Consider the following 18956-nt stretch of genomic DNA (forward strand, 5'->3'; position numbering starts at 1 on the left):
GCGCTAGCGCCTCTGCCAGTTGCCCTGGCGCGCGGTACTGAGCAGTGCGAAGACCACCGGCCACAGCAGCATGCCCAGCAGCGGCGCCAGCCAGATCGCGGGCGGAGCCGGCGGCAGCTTGAGCGCGGCATGCAGCACCCAGACCAGCACCCGGTCGTTGAGCAGCAGCCCGCCTATCGCCAGCGCCTGCTGCGACATCGGGAAGAACCGCAGGCGGGCGCGGAAACGCTGCAGGATGTAGGCCATCACCACCAGCCGCAGCGCCTGTTCGCCGAGCAGACCGCCGAAACTGAGGTCGGCGAGCAGGCCGACGATGAAGGCGAAGCCCAGGCCGCGCCGCTCCGGATCCTCGATCACCCAGTAGGCCACCACCAGCGCGAGCCAGTACGGCCGCAGCGGCTGCACCGCCGGCGGCAACGGCAACAGGCCGAGCAGCAGCGCCAGCACGATGCTGAGCGGCATCACCCAGTGGCGACGGGGACGGCTCATGGCACGCGCTCCGGAACCCGGGACCCGGGACGATCGGCTCCCGGCGGCTGTGTGGCACGCGGCGCCTCGGACGACGCGGCTGGCGCTTGCGCGGATCCGGTCGCGGCAGAAGAGCCGGGCGCCCGGTCGACATCGTCACGGCCCACGGCCTCGCCTTCGGGCTCCGGGTCCCGGGTGCCGGGGCTCCGGCTTTCACGCAGCAGCAGCACGTTGCGGCCACGGTCGAGCCGGGCCGCCGGTCGCAGCTCGCCGAGCAGGAACGCGCGGCTGTCGTCGGGTTGCAGCGCGGTGACCGTGCCGACCAGGAAGCCGGCCGGGAAGCGCCCGCCCAGCCCCGAGCTCACCACGGTGTCGCCGACCTTGATGTCGCTGGACATCGGAATGTTCGGCAGCTCCAGGCGATCGCGCTGGCCGGTGCCGTATGCGACCAGGCGGATGCCATTGCGCGCGACGGTCACCGGGATCGCGTGCGATGCATCGGTCAACAACAGCACGGTGGCATGCATCGGTGTGGTCTCGGTGACCTGGCCCATCAGGCCGCCGGCATCGATCACGCTCTGGCCGACGGTGACGCCATCGCCGCTGCCGGCGTCGATGACCAGGCGCTGGCGGGAGGGATCGAGATCGATGTCGAGGATCGCGGCGAGCTGCACGTCGAGGCTGCCCTGCTCGGCCGCGCCCATCAGTTCGCGCAGGCGGGCGTTCTCGGCCGATACCGCCTGCAGCCGCGCCAACCGCGCGCTGTTGACCAGCGCCTCGTTGCGCAGGCGGGCGTTCTCGGCGGTCAGCTGGCTCAGGGTGCCGGCGTCGGCCTGGACCCTGTCGACGATCTGCCCCGGCCAGCCGGCGACCATCCATAACGGCTGCACCAGCACGGTCGCCCGTTCGCGTGCGCGGTCGAGCCAGCCCCCGCGGTGATCGAGCACGATCAGCACCATCGCCAGAGCGAGGTATGCCAGCAACCAGAGAGTCCCGGCGACTTCGCCGGGACGGTTGGGCGTGGTGGGGCCGGCGTAAGGAGGCACTTCAGCCTGGTCGAAAGTGGAGGACGGCGGGAAAGGAAGGAGTGTAACGGGCGCCGCGAAATGATTCCGGGGCCGGTCGAAAGCGCCCGGCCGTGACCAGAGCCAGGATCTGGTCGGAAGATGGGCCAACGCGGCAAACGGACCTTGCCATTTGCGGCGCCGGGCGGAAACCACGCTTTTCGCCCGGCGCCCAGGACGCAGCGCCGTGGATGGCCTGCGTCCGGGAACGACGACGCTACTCCGGCGCGAAGAACTCGTTGCCGTGCATGTCGACCAGCTCCAGCGCGCGACCGCCGCCGCGGGCGACGCAGGTCAGCGGATCGTCGGCGACCTGCACGTGCAGGCCGGTTTCGTCGCTGATCAGCTTGTCGAGGTCGCGCAGCAGCGCGCCGCCGCCGGTCAGCACGATGCCACGCTCGGCGACGTCGGCGCACAGCTCCGGCGGGGTCTGCTCCAGCGCCAGCTTGATCGCGGCGACGATCCCGGCCAGCGGCTCGCGCAGCGCCTCCAGCACTTCGTTGGCATTGAGGGTGACCATCTTCGGCACGCCCTCGGCGAGGTTGCGGCCGGACACCTCCATCGTGCGGGCATCGTCCTGCGGGCAGGCGCAGCCGATCTCCAGCTTGATCCGCTCGGCGGTCGCCTCGCCGATCAGCGTGCCGTAGGTACGGCGCACGTAATTGATGATCGACTCGTCGAAGCGGTCGCCGCCGATCCGCGCCGACGCGGAATAGACGATGCCGTTGAGCGAGATCACCGCCACTTCCGAGGTACCGCCGCCGATGTCGACGACCATCGAGCCGCGCGCCTCGGTGACCGGCATGCCGGCGCCGATCGCGGCCGCCATCGGCTCCTCGATCAGGTAGACCTCGCGCGCGCCGGCCTCCTCGGCCGACTCCTTGATCGCGCGGCGCTCGACGTTGGTCGAGCCGCACGGCACGCAGACCAGCACGCGCGGGCTCGGCCGCAGGAAACGCGACTTGTGCACCTTCTTGATGAAGGTCTTGAGCATCTCTTCGGTGTAGGTGAAGTCGGCGATCACGCCGTCCTTCATCGGCCGGATCGTGGTGATGTTGCCGGGCGTGCGGCCGAGCATCTGCTTGGCGTCGCTGCCGACCGCGGCGACGCTGCGGCTGCCACCGACCATGCGGTCCTGGCGCACCGCCACCACCGAGGGCTCGTTCAGCACGATGCCTTGGCCGCGGACATAGATCAGGGTGTTGGCCGTGCCCAGGTCGATGGACAGGTCGTTGGAGAACATGCCGCGAAACTTCTTGAACATCGGGGAACGGGCCGTCTTTGAGGAGCGCAGGGGTGGCCGGCTAGCCTACCTGCCGCACCCTCGCCCGGCAAGGACAAAACCGCGTCAAATCACGGTCTGGCGGGGAATTCCGGCCGCCGCCGCGGACCGGGGCGGACGCCCTCGTCCCGTTCAGGCTGGCCGCCCGCCCGCCCAGCCGCTAACCTTGCCGGGTTTGTGCCGCCGCCAGACCGGCGGCCGACCCGCCTGCCGGCCGCGCCCCTGCGCATCGGCGGACCGGCTCCGATCCGACCCAATCCGAACCCGGCGGCCGTGCCGCCCCCTGCCCGGTATTTCCGATGTCCGCTCTGATCTGTGGCTCGCTGGCCTACGACACCATCATGGTCTTCCCCGACCAGTTCAAGAACCACATCCTGCCGGACAAGGTGCATATCCTGAACGTGTCGTTCCTGGTGCCGCGCATGCGCCGCGAGTTCGGCGGCTGCGCCGGCAACATCGCCTACAACCTCAAGCTGCTGGGCGGCGACCCGATCCCGATGGCGACCGTCGGCCAGGACTTCGGTCCCTACCGCGAGTGGTTCGAGGAGCACGAGATCCGCCTCGACCAGATCAAGGTGATCGACGAGCTGTTCACCCCGCAGGCGTTCATCACCACCGATCACGACAACAACCAGATCACCGCGTTCCATCCCGGCGCGATGATGCGCAGCTACGAGAACCACGTGAAGGACGTGGCCGGAGTCACCTTCGGCATCGTCAGCCCCGACGGCCGCGAGGGCATGCTGCAGAACGCGAAGGAGTTCGCCGAGGGCGGCATTCCCTTCATCTTCGATCCGGGCCAGGCGATGCCGCTGTTCAACGGCGAGGAGCTGCGCGGTTTCATCGAGCAGGCCGACTACGTCACCGTCAACGACTACGAGTCCAACCTGCTGCAGGAACGCACCGGCTGGTGCGAGAACGAGATCGTCAAGCGGGTCAAGGCCTACATCACCACCCAGGGCCCGAAAGGCGCGACCATCCATACCCCCGAGCAGACCTACAACGTGCCGCCCGCGCACGAGCGGCGGATCACCGACCCGACCGGCTGCGGCGACGCGTTCCGCGCGGGCCTGATCTTCGGCATCGAGAAGGGCTACGACTGGATGACGATCGGCCGTATCGGCAATCTGATGGGCGCGCTCAAGGTCGAGCACCCCGGCACCCAGAACCAGCGCTTCGACTACGACGAATTCGCCGAACAGTTCCGCCAGCAGTTCGGTTACGCGCTCCAGGACTGAACGCCGGCGGCGCCAGCCTTCGCAGGAGCGGGATCAGCCGCGAACGGCCGTCACCGGAAAGCCATGTCGCGGCTCACGCCGCTCCCACGGCTGCGGCGGGTGTATCGGCGGGGGGACCGAAGACCGGACAGGTCACCTCCCCGCCGGCAGCCGCTCATCCTCGGCCGCGCCAGGCCGCCGTCACATCACGTAGGCCAGCCACAGCATCTCCGGTTCGGCCAGCTTCTCGAACGCCTTGTACGGCATCGTCACCGCCTCGATGTGGGTCCCGGCGTTGAAGGTGATCTCCTTCTGCCGCGCCAGCCGCGAATCGACGTAGACGGGCATGCCATAGAGGTGCCCGAACGGCGGCATCGCGCCGAGCTCGCAGTCGGGGAAGGCATCGCGGAATTCGGTCTCCTCGGCCAGTTCGACCACCGCCTCGCCCAGCGCGCGCGACAGGCGGGTCAGGTCGACGCGGTAGGCGGCTGGCATCACCAGCATCGCCAGTCGTCCGTCGACCTTGATCATCACGGTCTTGGCGAACAGCTCGCGGCTGACGTGGGTGGCCTCGGCGGTCTCGTGCGCGGTGACGGTGCGCTCGTGGATGTGGGTGGTATACGGCATCTGCCGCGTGTCGAGCAGGTTGTGCAGTCGGGGGGCGAGCATTGCGGCCTCCGCGAAGGCGCGGAACGCTTTCCGTGCGGTGGCGCCACTGGGGGTTCGGGCGCGACGGTCCGGTGCCGCGCCGCTGGGGGATCGGAACCCCGCGCGGGGTTCCGTGCCATCAGCTTACCCATGCGGCGCTAGCGCGGCGTCAACGTCGGCTACCAGCTGTAGCGGAACCCGACCCGTACGCCCCAGTCGCGCTCGATGCCGGTCCCGGTGGAACTCGATGCCTCGAAGAACAGGCCGCTGCGTGCGCCGAGGGTCAGGTCGGCCCCCGCCGCGAACTCGCCGCCGGTGCCGGTACGGTCGACCGCCTCGGGAACGATGCCGCCACCGTCGCGGGAGGCGGCGATGTGCGGATCGTCGCCGAAGTCGTGGAGCGCGGCCGCGCGCAGATAGACTTCTCCGCCCAGGGTCGGGCCCTGCAAGGTCCGGCCGATGGCCACCCCCACCCTGGCAGACGCCACGTCGTGGTCGTCGTGATCGATCCGCACGCCATTGCTGGTCGTATGCCGGCTGGCGTCGACGGTGCCCACCGACACGCCGATCTGCGGTTCGACGTACCAGGACCGCGCGAAGCGGAACGGATAGCCGCCTTCGGCATGCAGCCTGTGTGCGCGGGTGTCGAAACGGCCGTGGATCTCGCTGTCCGTGGAGTCCCGCGCGGTGTAGCGGTTCTCCAGCGACGACGTTTCCAGGCCGGCGAGGACATGGGCGCCGCTGTCGGCCACCCAGGCGGCGTACAGGCCCAGCGTGGTCGCGGTCAGCTCGCCCTGGCCTCGTGCGTGGTCCGCGTCCGAACGCAGGCGACCCAGGCTGAGGCCCGCGTATCCGGCGCCGCTGTCGAACGCGAAGCGACGGTCGGCTCCGACAGTCAGGCCGGCGTAGTCCTGGTGGTGGCGGCGACCGTACGCGGCGTCCGCTGTCAGCCTGCCGGCGTCGCCACGCGCCCAGACGCCGCCGGCATGCGCCGCATCATGGTCGCGCACCAGCCCCTGCATGTGGCGCCGCGCGCCGGACTCGCCATGCGTCCACAGGCCGATGGCGCCGTCCACCGCCTCGGCCGCGGTGAGGACGGTTTCCGAAGGCTGGATGCCGACGTCGGTTCCACCGTCCGCGTCGCCGCCGTCTCCACCGCTGGCGCCGCTGCCCTGGATCTCGATTCCGGTCAGCACCAGGGTGTCGCCGCCCTCGCCCAGCGCGACGCGGGGCGTGTAGGTGAACTGCACGAGCGAGTTCTCGAACGTGCCGCTCCACTGGCCGTCCAGCCCGGCCACGGCTGCGAACGCGGCCTCGCCGCCGCCAGCCGCGCGGGCGTCGACGATCTCGATCGGTACCAGCGCCGGGATCATGGTGCCGTCGCGCAGGGCCGCGTCGTCGACCCAGGAGGTGTCGTCGAGCACCGGGTCGTAGACGATGCCGACCCGCTGCGTGCCGGCCGCGGAGAAGTCCGCGATGCCGCCGCCAAACACGATGCGGTCGGCAGAGGCGGCACCTTCGATGCCGGTGATGTCGCTGAGCAGCTCGAAGCGCGCGCCGTCGCCGAGCGCGACCGTGCCATCGCCGGAGCTGCTGTCGACAATCAACGTGCGATAGCCGTGGGCAGGCACCGCGCCCGGCTCGAACTCGCCCCAGTGCGCGGCCGTGTCGATGGCACCGCCGTCGCCGAGGGCGAGCGTGCCCGAGCCGAGGTCGTTCTCCAGCGTGCCGGTGCCCTGCGGCTGCCACGCAGCACCGTTCGCGAAGGCGAGATCGGCGCGACCGACGCTGTAGCCGGCATCGCTCTGCACGCCGCCGACCAGACCGCGCAGCCAGGAATCGGCGGTGTCGAAATTGAGGTCGACCGAGCCGGTGTTGCCGTTGACCGGATCGGTCGCGGTCGCGATGTCGCCATCGAGCTGCACGCGCTGGCCGCCGGCCTGGTTGACGGTGACGCTGGCGTCCTGGATGTCGAGCGGCACGCTCCAGATCGAATACGCGGCGCCGGTGTTGCTGGGGTTCGTCGACACGGTCAGGCCCCCGGCGACGTCGACGGTGCCGAAGTTGCGGATGCCGTAGACGTCGCAGGCACTGCAGCTGGAGGTGGAGGCGACGGTGAACGACACCGGCGCGGTGGGCGAGGTGAACTCGATGAAGCCGGTGCTGACCAGCCCATAGGTCTCCGCCTCCGAGGCGACATCGACCGAGACCGCACCGTCGAACGTCATCACCGCACCGGGCGAGCGGTCGTTGCTGAGGCCTGAGGGATTGCCGAACGGCACGTAGCCGTTTTCCGGCCCTTCGCTGCGTACGTGCACGTCCACGTCGCCGTGCCAGCGCATCCACGCCGAGCGGTGGGTGTTGGCGATGCCGTGGGTTGAGCGCGGGCCCGCCACGTCGACGGTGGCGTCGCCGAAGACCTCCATGTCGCCCTGGTTGCGCACGCCGAACGCGGTCGAACCGGCGGCGACCGTGGTCAGCGACAGGTCGCCGTTGACCGTCAGCCGGGTGTTGACGTTGTCGTTGTAGATGGCATGGGCGTTGTCGCTGGGCCAGATCGACAGCGCCGAGATGCTGGTGTCGCCGTTGAAGGTGATGGTGCCGCCGTCGGAGTTGTAGACCGCATCGAGCGTGCCGCGGCTCTCGGCGAGGATCGTGGTCGGGCCGTTGAACACGACGTTGCTGCGTCCCGATACCCAGACCGCGCGCGCAAAGCCCTGCGTGCGGGCGTGCAGGTCGGTGGCGCCATTGAATACCGTGGTGCCGCCGCCGCGGGCGAGCAGCGCGTACGCGCCGTTGCCGAGGCCGCCGCCATGATCGGCATCGCGGGCGTTGGAGGAAATCCGGGCGTTGCCGTTGACGGTGACCGTGTTGCCATCGTTGAGGATGCCGACCGCCTGCCCGCGGATGCTGCTGTCGGGCCGGTTCGCCGACAACTCCAGCCAGCCGCCGCCGGCCACGTCGAGGACCACCGGCGGGTTGCCGCTGCCGATGGACATTGCGAACACGTCGGTGTCGATGCCTTCCAGCGCCACGCTGTCGCCGTCGGCGAAGCGGTAGTGCAGCGTACCGTCCTGCTCGACGATGTCGTAGCCGGGGTCGTAGCCGCCGCTGCCGCCGGCGCGGTCGTGATCGGCGATGCCGGTGATCGTGTCGCCGTAGTCGACCGCCTGCGCCGGACCGGAGCGCACGAACGCCCCGGTCACCAGTGCGGCGAACACCGAGAGCGACAGCGTCTTCAGCTTGCGCTGCGATTCCAGGCGCTGTGCCTCGATGCGTGCGTTCTCGACGATCGATTGCTGCCAGAGCGGCGGCAGGGACGACAGCGACGGATGGAACTGGCTGATTCGTGCACGGTTGCTTCGTGCACGGGGGCGCGGCACGCGCCTCCGCGTTGGATCGGACACTGGAACCCCCTGAATGCACGGCCGCCCCTCTCCGCGCGCGGACGCGCGGCGATTGGCAAAGGTCTCTCCCTGGAGCCTGCCGACGACGGGGCGCGACGGCCGGTTCCGCGTCAGCAGGCGCCGCTCACGCTAGCACGGCATCTGCGCGCCACCGGCTATGGGACACGCGTGGCGATACGTTACTGTGACCGGAATCACCCGGTCGCAGCCGCGATGGACCGGCCAGCCGGCGTGCGCGGCTCGCGCGTCAGTTCCACTCCGGCAGATTCTCGGGCGCCAGGCCGCCGACCTCGAATACCGCGGTGCGGGTGCCGCCGGCGTTGGCCGGGCCCGCCTTCACAGGAAACTCGATCGCGATCGTCTTCGCTTCCTTCGCGGTGCGCCAGAGCATCATTTCGTCCTCGATGAACATCGCGATCGCCTCGTCGGTGCGCGGCCGGCTCGCGTCGACACGGCGCGGCTCGCCGTCATCAACCCTCATTGCGACCTTGCAGCCGCCATAGCAGTCGAAGTCGCCGGCCTGCAGCACCAGATAGCTGCTGCGGCCCCATTCGGGGTTGTCGCGGAAGATCAGCTGGACCGGCCTGGCGCCGCTGCCGTCGGTATCGACCGGTTCGCGCGCATGTATCGAGGCCGACAGCTGCCGGCCGTCCTTGAACGGCTGGGCCTGATAGGTCCACAGCGCGGCCAGGCGCTGGTTCTCGCGCTGCTCCAGCGCCCGCGCCTTCGCCTCCTCGTACTGCGGCGCGATGCGCTCGGCCGCGGCGCTGTCGGGGTATTCGGCGTTGAGGATGTCGCCATGCGCGCGGGCCAGGCTCCAGTTGCCCGCGGCCACCGCCTCGTCGAATTCCGCGGCCATCGCCTCGGCGGCCTGCTCGCGCGCCTGCGCCTGGGCGGCGCGCTCGGCTTCGGGGTCGATCCGGGGCTGGCAGGCCGTCATCGTCGCGACGGCGACCAGGCAGGCGGCGATGCGCGGCCAGCATGCAGGCACGGCGCGGCGCGCCGGAAGTTCCGTGGTCAGCGGGCATGAGGTCATCGTGGTCGTCCCCGTTCGATCAGTTCGTTCACCGCCGCGGCAACGCGATCGGAGCGCTCCATCAGCGACATGTGGCCGCAGCCGTCGAGCAGCACCGCCTGCGCCTGCGGCATCTCGCGCGCATAGATCTCCATCGCGCTGGCGTCGATGACCGCATCCTGGCGGCACCACAGCAGCAGCGTGGGCTGGTCGATCTGCGCAGCCGATGCACCCGGCAGGAAGGCCTCGTCGCTGCGGCCGATACGGTCCAGCACAGACTGCTCGAAGCCGGCGCTGGCGCGACGCTCGCCGATGTAGATGCGGTCGACCGGCCATGGCAGCCACGGCCGCGCGCCGTCGTCCTCGAAAAGCAGGCCGAGATAGTGCTCGAGGCTGGGTTCGTCGCCGACCGCGAACGGATTCTCGCCGGCGAGCACGCGCTCGCCGAAGCCGTTGGCCTCGAAATACACGCCGGCCGCGGCGAGCAGGCCGACGCGATCGACCTGGCCGGGGTGTCCGGCCGCGGTCACCGCGGCGATGCCGCCGCCCATCGAATGCCCGAGCAGCACCCGCTCGCCGGCCCCGGCCGGGGCGAGCGCCTGGATGAAGCGCGCGACCCGCTGTGCCTGCGCGCGGTAGCCGTAGTCGACACCGGCGCCGTGCACGCTTCCGCTTTTTTCCCCACTTTCTCCCCAACCGGGAAGATCCGGCACCAGCAGGCGATAGCGGCCGCGCAACCGGCGCGCGAGCGGATACCAGTTCTCCTTGCTGCCGGTGAAACCGTGCAGCATCACCACCGTCGCGGCGCCGGCCGGGGCGTCGTCGCTGTAGGCGTAGACCCAGCGGGTGCCGTCGATCTCGATACTGGCCCGGTCGAGCCCGGCCGCGAGCCGCTGGCCCTGGTAGGCGAAGCGGATCAGGCGGGCTGGCTCGTCCCACAGCGCGACGCCCATCGCCAGCGTCACGGCGCCCGAGACGAACAGGACCGTGGCGAGCAGGCGTCGACGCCGCGGAGCCACCGGGCTATTTCGCGCCGTCGGCGTCCGGTGTCCTGGCCTTGGCGATGACCGCCTCGACCGAACCGGTGGTGATCGGGTGATAGCCCGGACGCGCGCTGGCGAACACCGTCTCGGCGAGCTGCAGGCCCTCGGGCGTCTTCACCAGTGCCTCGTACGTCGGCATGATCAGCTTGCGGCGGCCGATCCTCTCCAGGAACGCGGCGATCGCGTCATTGGCCTCTGCATAGCCGCTGCGCACCGCCAGCGGATACCAGCGCTGGGCGATTTCGCCGTTCGGGGTGCCGGTGAACTGGTAGGCGGCGTCGAGTGCGGCGAGCTGTTCGGTGTCCAGCTTCTCCGGCATGCCCTCGATGAAGTGCACCCACTCCTGGGTGACCCAGCCGTCGGTCAGCGCCTTGTCCGGAAGCGTGCCATCGGCGAGCCAGGCCTTGCGCGCGGCGTCGACCGCGTCGAAACGGGCCGATTCGGTCTTCGGCGCGCTGTCCGGGACGCCCGGCTCGTAGACCCACTGCTCGACCTCGGCCATCGTCACCTTGCCGGGATACTTGTCGATCAGGTTCGGCTGCAGGTACTCGAGGAACTTCGTGGTCGGGATGCTCTGGAACGCGAAGTGGTCGAAGTAATCGCGCAGGAATGCGTCGAAGTCCTCGCGACCGAAGCGCTGCTCGAGGAACTGCAGGAACCATGCACCCTTGGTGTAGACGGTCGCGCTGCTGGCGCCGTCGGGATCGGACAGCGCGCCCGGACGCAGCGCCAGCACCTGCAGCTTGGGATCGAGCTCCCTGTACTCGGCAGCCAGCTCGTTGCGCGCGATCACGTTCTCCATGTCGGCCTGCGCCTTGCCGTACAACTCCTCGACGATGCGGTTCTCGACGTAGCTGGTGAAGCCCTCGTTGAGCCAGCCGTCCTTGGGCGTGGAGAAGGTGACCAGATTGCCGGACCAGCTGTGCGCGAGCTCATGGGCGATCAGCGAGACCAGCGACTTGTCGCCGACGATCACCGTCGGGGTGATGAAGCTCAGGCGCGGGTTCTCCATTCCGCCGTAGGGGAACGACGGCGGCAGCACCAGCATGTCGTAGCGCTCCCAGCGGTACGGGCCGTACAGCTTCTCGGTGACCTGGATCATCTTCTCGGTGTCGGCGAACTCGGCCACCGACTTGTCGACCGCGGCCGGCTCGGCCCAGACGCCGCTGCGCCCGCTGATCGGCTTGAACACCAGGTCGCCGGCGGCGATCGCCAGCAGGTAGGACGGAATCGGCTGCGGCATGGTGAAGCTGTAGTCGCCATCGCGCGCGGCCGCAGGATCGTTGTCGGCGCTCATCAGCACCATTGCGTCCTTCGGCGCGGTCACGTGCGCGGTGTAGGTGAAGCGCACCCGCGGGGTGTCCTGCAGCGGCACCCAGGAACGGGCGTGGATCTGCTGCGACTGGCTGAACATGAAGGGCGTCCTGCCGCCCTCGGTCATCGCCGGGGTCAGCCACTGCAGGCCCGAGGCCTCCGGCGAGGTCGTGTAGGTGACGCGGATGCGCGGGTTGCGCTCCGGCGCGGCGATGGTCAGCTTGCTGCCGAGCACGTCGTCAGCGTCGTCGACGACGAAGGTCAGGTCGTCCCACTTGCCGTCCGCACGTTCGCCGACGACCTTCTCGATGGTCAGGTCGCGGGTATCCAGGGTCAGCCGGCCGGCTTCCGGATCGAGCCAGTCCAGGGTGTAGGTCGCGCTGCCGGAAAGCTGGCGCTGGTCGAAATCGACCGCCAGTTCCAGCGCAAGGTCCTTGATCCGGACCATGTCCGGTTCGGCATAGGAATACTCGTCCACCTCGGCCATCGCCTTCGCATCCGCGGTCGTGTCGGGGGCCGCGGTCGCGGTGGCGGCCGGATCGGCTGCCGGCGGCGCGGCCTGTTCGGAGGAACAACCGGCAGCGGCGAGCGCGGCAGCCAGGCACAGGGTCAGCAGGGAGGAGCGCATACGCGTATTCATGGGTACGGGTGAACGCCCGAGTTTAGCGCCTCATCCGGCCCCGGACATGGCCCGGTCGGGCGTGTCGTCGCTGTGCATGGCCTCCCGTCCGGGGACCGCCGCCACGAGCAGCAGCAGCGCGCCGGCCAGCAGGCCCAGGTCCTTGAGCAGGAACTGGCCGGTTCCGGCGACGTACGGGAAGCCGTGGCCCGGCGCCCAGCCCGGAGTGGTGAACAGGAAGCTGTTGGTCACCAGGTAGGTCAGCACCGCCGCCAGCAGGCCCCAGACCGCCCAGCGCGGCCTCCACGGCCACAGCGCGACCAGCGCCGCGGTCGCCAGCTCGATCACGCCGATCAGGCTGGACGCACCGCGCACGTCGAGGAAGCCGTACAGCCAGGCGAACAGCGGGCTGTTGCGCATCAGCCCTTCCACGCCCTCCGCCTCGTAAGCGGTGAACTTCAGCAGGCCGATCCAGACCAGCACCAGCAGCTGTCCGGCCCACAGCAGCCACAGCGCGGCCCGCGCCGCGCCTTCGCGCCCGCGCCAATGCGCCCACAACGCGAGCCCGAGCGCACCCAGGCCCAGGTGCTTGAGCAGCCCCTGGCCGGCGCCGAGGAAGGGAAAGCCGCCGTACGGCGCATCGTTCACCCACATCGCAGAGCTGGCCAGCGTCGCCATCTGAAGCCACCAGAACACGGCGACGACGAGCGCGAACCCCGCGCGTACCCGGGTCGGCCAAAACGGCAGCAAACCCAGGCCGAGCAGGATCTGCACCGCGCCCATGCCGCTGGCGATCGCGGTCGCGTCGTCGGCCGACAGCCCGCCGCGCTTGGCCAGCGTCTCGGCCGAGAACGGCATGAATCCCATCGCGCCGAACCACAGCAACAGCGCGATGCTGAGCCAGGCCGCGAACGGCCAGGCCATCCGCTCGACGGCGGCGAGAACGAATGCAGGCGGTGTTGGAGGTGCGGGCATCGGGACGGCTCCAGGCGGTCGCCGGCTGATTACGTCCCGGGCGGCGACTGGGTTACACGTGCAACGGCCCGGTCGACACGTAGCCCGGGTAAGCGCCGCGCCCCCCGGAAGCTTCCACCCTCCGCAACGAACGGTCCAACTTGCCCGGCGAACGCCCCCGGATACGGCGCTCCGCCCTGACCGGGCTGACGGTCGGTCAGACCCTGTAGCCGGTATGGATCGCGCAGATCCCGGCCGAAAGGTTGCGGTAGCCGCAGCGGGCAAAACCGGCCGCCTCCATCATCGCCTTCAGCTCTTCCTGAGGCGGATGCTTGCGGATGCTCTCGGCGAGGTACTGGTAGCTGTCGCGGTCGTTGGCGAACAGGCGGCCGAGGGTCGGCATCACCTTGAACGAGTGGAAGTCGTAGAGCGGCTTGAACCAGTCGGTCTTGACCTCGGAGAACTCCAGCACCCGTGCCTGCCCGCCGACCTTCAGCACGCGGTGCATCTCGCGCAGCGCGGCGTCCTTGTCGGTCACGTTGCGCAGCCCGAACGCGATCGTCACCAGGTCGAAGCTGGCATCCGGGAACGGCAGCTTCTCGGCGTTCAACTGCACATACTCGAAGCCCGCGACCCGGCCCAGGTCGGTCATCCGGTCGCGGCCGACCCGCAGCATTTCGCCGTTGATGTCGCCCAGCACGATGCCGCCGGTCTCGCCTACACGGTCGCGCAGCAGCAGGGCGATGTCGCCGGTGCCGCCGGCCAGGTCGAGCACGCGGTCGCCGCGGCGGACCTGGGCGGTGGCGACGAAGTAGCGCTTCCAGACCCGGTGGATGCCGAAGCTCATCAGGTCGTTCATCAGGTCGTACTTGCCGGCGACCGAGGAGAACACCTCTCCGACCAGCTTCTGCTTCTCGCCGACCGGCACGTCGCGGAAGCCGAAATGGGTGGTGCCGGAGGTGCCGGGCTTGGAAGGCTGCTCGCTCATGCGTGGATTGTCGCCGATCCGGCGGCAAAAATCCGTCGCGATCGTCCCCTCCCGTTCGCAGGAGCACCCGCAGGAGCGGCGTGAGCCGCGATTCCCGGGCTGCGCCCGGGAATCCCCGAAGTTTGCCGCGCAAACCAATGCGCCCCACCGTTGCGCCTCCACAGCCCCATTCGCGCCGATGGCGCGAATCGCCCCCTGACTCAGGGGGCTGCACGCCGCTGCTACGGCCGTCCTACGGAATCCGCGCAACTGGCATCATGACGCGATGAATGCCCCCGACCTGCACTGGATCGCCACGCGCTTCGACGCACTCACGACATCGCGGCTCTACAAGCTGCTGCGCCTGCGCAGCGAGGTGTTCGTGGTCGAACAGGCCTGCGTCTACCTCGACATCGACGGCAAGGACCGCCATCCGGATGCATGGCACCTGCTCGGCGAGGCGCCGGACGGCACCCTGGCCGCCTACCTGCGGCTGCTGCCAGCCGGGCTCGGCCACGGCGTCGACCGCTTTGCCGAGCCCAGCATCGGCCGCGTGGTCACCGCGCCGGCCTGGCGTGGACGCCGGCTCGGCGACCCGCTGATGCGCGAGGGGGTCGCCCTGGCAGGGCGGGTGTGGCCGGGTGCGCCGGTCCGGCTCGGCGCCCAGGCACACCTGCAGCATTTCTATGCGCGCCATGGCTTCGAAGTGGCGTCGGAGGAGTACCTGGAAGACGGCATCCCGCACGTGGAGATGCTGCGCCCCGGCACCGCGTGATCCGCCGGTCCAGGACCGGGCCGAAGGACATCCCATGGAGAAGACGATGATCGAGACACCCGACTACCACGCCCTGCTCGACACCGCGATCGCCGAAGCCCGGGCCGGGCTCGCCGAGGGCGGCATCCCGATCGGCGCCGCGCTGTACCGCAACGACGGCACCCTGCTCGGCTGCGGCCACAACCGCCGCGTGCAGGAGGGCGACCCGTCGGTGCACGGCGAAACCGACGCCTTCCGCAAGGCCGGCCGCCAGCGCCGCTACCGCGACACCATCATGGTCACCACCCTCGCCCCGTGCTGGTACTGCAGCGGCCTGGTGCGGCAGTTCAACATCGGCACCGTGGTGGTCGGCGAATCGGTCAACTTCAGCGGCGGCATCGACTGGCTGCGCGAGAACGGCGTCAACGTCGTCGACCTCGCCGACGAGCGCTGCATCTCGATGCTCGGCGACTGGATCGCCGCCAACCCCGAGGTCTGGAACGAGGACATCGGCGAGGACTGAGCGAGCACATGAGCCACTGGCTCATGTGCTGACGAACGCCCCGCCATCGCTGGCCGGCCAGGGATGGCAGCGTCTCTCTGTCAGGACACGGGCGCTTTCATTCATGCGCTCGCGGCGGGCCGGCGACGGCCCGCTCAGGGCTCAACATTCGCCGGGTCGAGCGGTACTCGCGCAGGCGGCGGCGGCGCAGGTGGCGACACCAGGCGAAGGTCGCCAGCCACCATCCGACCGCGTAGACAAGCAGGTGGGTCGAGGCGGTACGCCAGCCGCCATCGCCGAACAGCCAGGCCCCCGCCAGGGCGACCAGCGCGTACACCAGCAGCACGACGGCGGCCCGGCGCGCCAGCCACAGATCGCGCAGATCGGTGCGCAGTTGCGCCAGCCGCAGTCGCGCATAGACCTGCGGCGGCTCGCTGGCATCGCTGCGGTGCCGGCCGGGCGCGCGCAGGACGACGCTCCAGACCACCGGCAGGAACACCATGAAGAACGGCATCAACAGCCAGTGGTTGGGCCCGGCGGTGCGCGACATCAACGCATGGCCGAACACCGCCACCGCGGCGCAGGTCAGCACCACTTCCAGCCCGCGCAGCAGGCGATGGCGTCGACGGTGGCGGCGGACCTGATCGCTCAGCCGGCGCGACGGCGGCTGAGCGATCTCGCCCCGCCATGCGCCTTTCAGTTCGTCATCGAAGTTCATCTGCGTCCTCCTGCCGGGACAGGGTCTTGAGTCGTTCACGCGCGCGATGGACGCGGACACCCACGTTGTCGCTGCTGATGCCGAGCATGTCGGCGATCTCCTGATAGTCGAAGCCTTCCAACTGCAGCATCAACGGCTGCCTGAGATTGACCGGCAGCGTCGCCAGCGCCTCGAACAGCCACTGGGTCCGGGCCCGCTCGGCCTCGCCCGCCGATTGCGACAGCGAGTCGTGGGCTTCGGCATCGAAGGCCACCAGCGCCGGCGTGCGCACCGATGAGCGCACGTGGCTGGCGCCGAGGTTGTGCGCGATCCGCAGCACGAACGGCAGCAGGCGATCGGGATCGCGCAGCTTCGGCAGCGCTTCCCATACCGCCAGCAACACTTCCTGCATCAGCTCCTCGCGCAACGCCGGATTGCGCTCATAGCCGCACACCGCGCGCCACAGCTGCGGATGGAAGACTTCGACACTGGGCCACAGGGAATGCATGCAGGCGGGACGCGATCCGGTACTCATCGCCGTCAGTCGACGGCCGCAGGCAGTTTCTTACACCCGGCGAAAAAGAATCATCGAGCGTAAGAAATCGGCCGACCCGGGCCACTGAGGGGACATCGATATCCCCAACGGAGCCCATGCCGACCATGCGTATCCCCTTCCTGTCCTGGCCGCGACCGGCCATCGCGGCCCTCGCCCTCACTGCGATCCTGGTCCTTGCGGCAATCACCGGCGCCGCCCGGGCCGCCACCACGCTTGCGCTGGACAATGTCCGCATCGTCGATGTCGAGCGCGCACGCAGCACGCCGCCGCGATGCCTGCGCATCGAGAACGGACGCATCGTCCGCATCGCCCGGCCGGAAAGCCGCGCCTGCCGGCGCGACGCGCGGACCGTCGACATGCAGGGGCGCCATCTGATGCCGGGCCTGATCGACATGCACGCCCACCTGAGCCTGGGTCCGCTGCAGATGCGGCGCGAGCGCGGCCAGCTGACCATGGTCGCCGACCCCGACGATGCCATCGCCGCCCACAATGCGCGTCGGCTGGTCGCGTTCGGGGTCACCACCATCCGCAATCCCGGCGGCGACCTGGCTGCGGCGGCACGCTATCGCGAGGCACTCGATGCCGGCCGGCTGACCGGCCCGGAGAGCTTCGACGCCGGCCCGGTGATCAACAACACCGCGATCCGCGGACTGGCCGCCGCCGCGTCCGATCCCGACGAGGTCCGGCAGGTGGTCGCCGACCAGGTCGAAGCCGGCGCCGACTGGATCAAGCTCTACACCGGACTGGATCGCGAACAGCTGCGCGCCGGCATCGAGGCCGCGCACACGCACGGTCGTCCGGCCGTCGCGCACCTGGATGCGATCGCCTGGCCGGACGCGCTGGAGATGGGCCTGGACGCCATCGTCCACCTGATGCCGACCAGCCCCGACCTGCTCGATCCGCAGGCGCGGCGCGCGTGGCAGGCCGATGCCCGCGCCGGCACCTTCGCGTTCTTCGAGTGGTGGGAGCACTTCGACCCCGATGGCGCCGAAGCCGACCGCGTGGTGGCTGCGTTCGAGCGTCACCGTCCGGTGTTCGACGCCACCCTCGTCGCCTTCCACGCCGCCTTCGTGCAGGACCTGGACAACGACTACAAGGACGACGCCCGCCGGCATGCGCACCCGGCGCTGCAGGCGAGCTGGAACGACTGGTTCACCTTCGCGATCGGCTGGAAACCGGAGGACTTCGTCCGCGCCCGCGCGATCTGGCCGAAGGTCCAGCGCATGGCGGTGCGCCTGTACGCCACCGATGCGTACCTGACCCTGGGCACCGACATGAGCAATCCGTGGATCGCGCCGGGCATCAGCTTGCATCGCGAGATGCAGTTGCTGGCCGAGGCCGGAGTGCCGGCAGCGACGATCCTGCGCGCTGCCACCGTCAATGCCGCCGCCGCCCTGGGCGCGAAACGGCGCCTGGGCCGGATCGTGCCCGGCCATGAGGCCGACCTGCTGGTGCTGGACGCCGATCCGCTCCAGGACATCCGCAACACCCGTGCCATCCACGCCGTCGTGCTCGACGGCCAACTGCTCGACACCGCCGCGCTCGATGCGCTCAAAGGAGAATGACATGCCCCATCCCCACCGATCTTCTTCCCGCCCGCTCCGTCGCACCGCCGCGGGACTGGCCCTGGCCTTGTCGCTGGCATTGCCACCGGTTGCCGCTGCGGAACCCGGCGACTGGGAGTCGCCCGAATCCATCGTGCACGCGCTTTACGAGGTGATCTCCGCCGAGGCCGGCGCGCAGCGCGACTGGGACCGCTACCGCGCCCTGTTCCTGGACGGCGCCCGCATGTCGATCGCGGTGAAGTCCGATGCGATGACCGGCATCATGAGCACCGACACCGAGGCCCTGGTCGCCCAGACCGAAAGCGCCTACGCCAACACCGGCTTCCACGAGATTCCGCTGGTGACCCGGGTCGAACGGCATGGCCTGATGGCCTCGGTGACCAGCAGCTTCGAGATCCGCCTGCGCCTGGACGACGACGCCCCGCTGATGCGCGGGATCAACCACTTCCAGTTGCTCAACGACGGTGAGCGCTGGTGGATCGTGTCCAATGTCGGCGTGATGGAGACCGGCGCATCGCCGCTGCCGCCGGAGCTGCTGCCTGCGGCCGGCCGGGGGGCGGCCCGATGAACGCCGCACCGGAACCGCTGTCGCCCTCTCCCGCATCGCCCAGCCGTCGCCGCACCCGCTGGCTCTACCTGGGCGCCGCGGTCTGCGTCACCGCCTGGCTGGCGCTGGGCATCGGCATCGCGGTCGACGTGGGTCGGACCGCGTTGATCGTACTGACGACCGCGGCCGCGCTGACCACCGAGGGCATGATCTGGCTGACCGCCCTGGTCCTCGGGGTCAACGTCTACAGCGCGCGCCGCCAGCTGTGGCAGAAGCTGCGGCAGAGCCTGCGCTGATCTGCGATTGCCGGCCGGCGGCGGAAACGCAGAAGGCCCGC

The 18956-nt window shown here is 69.8% G+C and carries 18 protein-coding genes; 6 read left to right on the forward strand and 12 right to left on the reverse strand.

Annotated elements, in window-relative coordinates; translation table 11 throughout:
• Positions 1 to 3 precede the first annotated feature (3 nt).
• The 3 genes from mreD to L3V18_RS06710 all read right to left on the reverse strand — a co-directional run bounded on the left by mreD (position 4) and on the right by L3V18_RS06710 (position 2796).
• The gene (gene mreD / locus L3V18_RS06700) at positions 4 to 489 is read right to left on the reverse strand and encodes a rod shape-determining protein MreD (protein ID WP_237053911.1); all 486 of its coding nucleotides are present in this window, start codon (positions 487 to 489) and stop codon (positions 4 to 6) included.
• Positions 486 to 1514: a rod shape-determining protein MreC gene (gene mreC / locus L3V18_RS06705; protein ID WP_237053912.1), complete on the reverse strand. Its 1029-nt coding sequence runs from the start codon at positions 1512 to 1514 to the stop codon at positions 486 to 488. Before mreC ends, mreD begins: the two co-directional genes overlap by 4 nt.
• Before the next feature lie 235 nt (positions 1515 to 1749).
• Positions 1750 to 2796: a rod shape-determining protein gene (locus tag L3V18_RS06710; RefSeq protein ID WP_237053913.1), complete on the reverse strand. Its 1047-nt coding sequence runs from the start codon at positions 2794 to 2796 to the stop codon at positions 1750 to 1752.
• Positions 2797 to 3113: 317 nt separating this feature from the next.
• Here L3V18_RS06710 and L3V18_RS06715 point away from each other — a divergent pair, with 317 nt between their 5' ends.
• Positions 3114 to 4052, forward strand: a complete 939-nt coding sequence (locus tag L3V18_RS06715; protein ID WP_237053914.1) for a carbohydrate kinase family protein — start codon at positions 3114 to 3116, stop codon at positions 4050 to 4052.
• 180 nt (positions 4053 to 4232) lie between these two features.
• Here the strand turns inward: L3V18_RS06715 and L3V18_RS06720 are convergent, their stop codons facing one another.
• The 7 genes from L3V18_RS06720 to ubiE all read right to left on the reverse strand — a co-directional run bounded on the left by L3V18_RS06720 (position 4233) and on the right by ubiE (position 14019).
• Positions 4233 to 4700: an aminoacyl-tRNA deacylase gene (locus L3V18_RS06720; protein ID WP_237053915.1), complete on the reverse strand. Its 468-nt coding sequence runs from the start codon at positions 4698 to 4700 to the stop codon at positions 4233 to 4235.
• 158 nt (positions 4701 to 4858) lie between these two features.
• Positions 4859 to 8062, reverse strand: coding sequence for an autotransporter outer membrane beta-barrel domain-containing protein (locus tag L3V18_RS19325; RefSeq protein WP_237053916.1), 3204 nt, complete (start codon positions 8060 to 8062; stop codon positions 4859 to 4861).
• Positions 8063 to 8333: 271 nt separating this feature from the next.
• The gene (locus L3V18_RS06730; RefSeq protein ID WP_425493488.1) at positions 8334 to 9026 is read right to left on the reverse strand and encodes a hypothetical protein; all 693 of its coding nucleotides are present in this window, start codon (positions 9024 to 9026) and stop codon (positions 8334 to 8336) included.
• Positions 9027 to 9118: 92 nt separating this feature from the next.
• Positions 9119 to 10120, reverse strand: coding sequence for an alpha/beta fold hydrolase (locus L3V18_RS06735; protein ID WP_237053918.1), 1002 nt, complete (start codon positions 10118 to 10120; stop codon positions 9119 to 9121).
• 4 nt (positions 10121 to 10124) lie between these two features.
• Positions 10125 to 12086: a M1 family metallopeptidase gene (locus L3V18_RS06740; RefSeq protein WP_237053919.1), complete on the reverse strand. Its 1962-nt coding sequence runs from the start codon at positions 12084 to 12086 to the stop codon at positions 10125 to 10127.
• 42 nt (positions 12087 to 12128) lie between these two features.
• Positions 12129 to 13052, reverse strand: a complete 924-nt coding sequence (locus L3V18_RS06745; RefSeq protein ID WP_237053920.1) for a YkgB family protein — start codon at positions 13050 to 13052, stop codon at positions 12129 to 12131.
• Positions 13053 to 13248: 196 nt separating this feature from the next.
• The gene (gene ubiE / locus L3V18_RS06750) at positions 13249 to 14019 is read right to left on the reverse strand and encodes a bifunctional demethylmenaquinone methyltransferase/2-methoxy-6-polyprenyl-1,4-benzoquinol methylase UbiE (RefSeq protein WP_237053921.1); all 771 of its coding nucleotides are present in this window, start codon (positions 14017 to 14019) and stop codon (positions 13249 to 13251) included.
• A 265-nt stretch (positions 14020 to 14284) separates the two neighbouring features.
• Between ubiE and L3V18_RS06755 the strand changes: the two genes are divergently transcribed.
• A complete protein-coding gene (locus L3V18_RS06755; protein WP_237053922.1) occupies positions 14285 to 14773 on the forward strand; it encodes a GNAT family N-acetyltransferase in 489 nt (162 codons plus the stop codon).
• A 46-nt stretch (positions 14774 to 14819) separates the two neighbouring features.
• A complete protein-coding gene (locus L3V18_RS06760) occupies positions 14820 to 15275 on the forward strand; it encodes a nucleoside deaminase (protein WP_237054223.1) in 456 nt (151 codons plus the stop codon).
• 97 nt (positions 15276 to 15372) lie between these two features.
• Here L3V18_RS06760 and L3V18_RS06765 read toward each other — a convergent pair whose 3' ends face one another.
• Both L3V18_RS06765 and L3V18_RS06770 read right to left on the reverse strand, forming a co-directional pair.
• Positions 15373 to 15972, reverse strand: coding sequence for a hypothetical protein (locus L3V18_RS06765; protein WP_237053923.1), 600 nt, complete (start codon positions 15970 to 15972; stop codon positions 15373 to 15375).
• Complete coding sequence (locus tag L3V18_RS06770; RefSeq protein ID WP_237053924.1) at positions 15959 to 16486, reverse strand: RNA polymerase sigma factor; 528 nt, start codon at positions 16484 to 16486, stop codon at positions 15959 to 15961. The genes L3V18_RS06765 and L3V18_RS06770 overlap by 14 nt, the downstream gene beginning before the upstream one ends.
• A 125-nt stretch (positions 16487 to 16611) precedes the next feature.
• Here L3V18_RS06770 and L3V18_RS06775 point away from each other — a divergent pair, with 125 nt between their 5' ends.
• The 3 genes from L3V18_RS06775 to L3V18_RS06785 are packed head-to-tail and all read left to right on the forward strand — an operon-like array spanning position 16612 to position 18915.
• The gene (locus L3V18_RS06775) at positions 16612 to 18072 is read left to right on the forward strand and encodes an amidohydrolase family protein (RefSeq protein ID WP_237053925.1); all 1461 of its coding nucleotides are present in this window, start codon (positions 16612 to 16614) and stop codon (positions 18070 to 18072) included.
• Position 18073: 1 nt separating this feature from the next.
• Positions 18074 to 18640 carry a hypothetical protein gene (locus L3V18_RS06780; protein WP_237053926.1) on the forward strand — a complete coding sequence of 189 codons (567 nt, stop codon included), beginning with the start codon at positions 18074 to 18076 and terminating at the stop codon, positions 18638 to 18640.
• Positions 18637 to 18915, forward strand: a complete 279-nt coding sequence (locus tag L3V18_RS06785; RefSeq protein ID WP_237053927.1) for a hypothetical protein — start codon at positions 18637 to 18639, stop codon at positions 18913 to 18915. The genes L3V18_RS06780 and L3V18_RS06785 overlap by 4 nt, the downstream gene beginning before the upstream one ends.
• The last annotated feature ends 41 nt before the right edge of the window (positions 18916 to 18956 follow it).

The organism is Marilutibacter chinensis (assembly GCF_021725675.1).
In the GTDB taxonomy this organism is placed as follows: Bacteria; Pseudomonadota; Gammaproteobacteria; order Xanthomonadales; family Xanthomonadaceae; genus Marilutibacter; species Marilutibacter chinensis.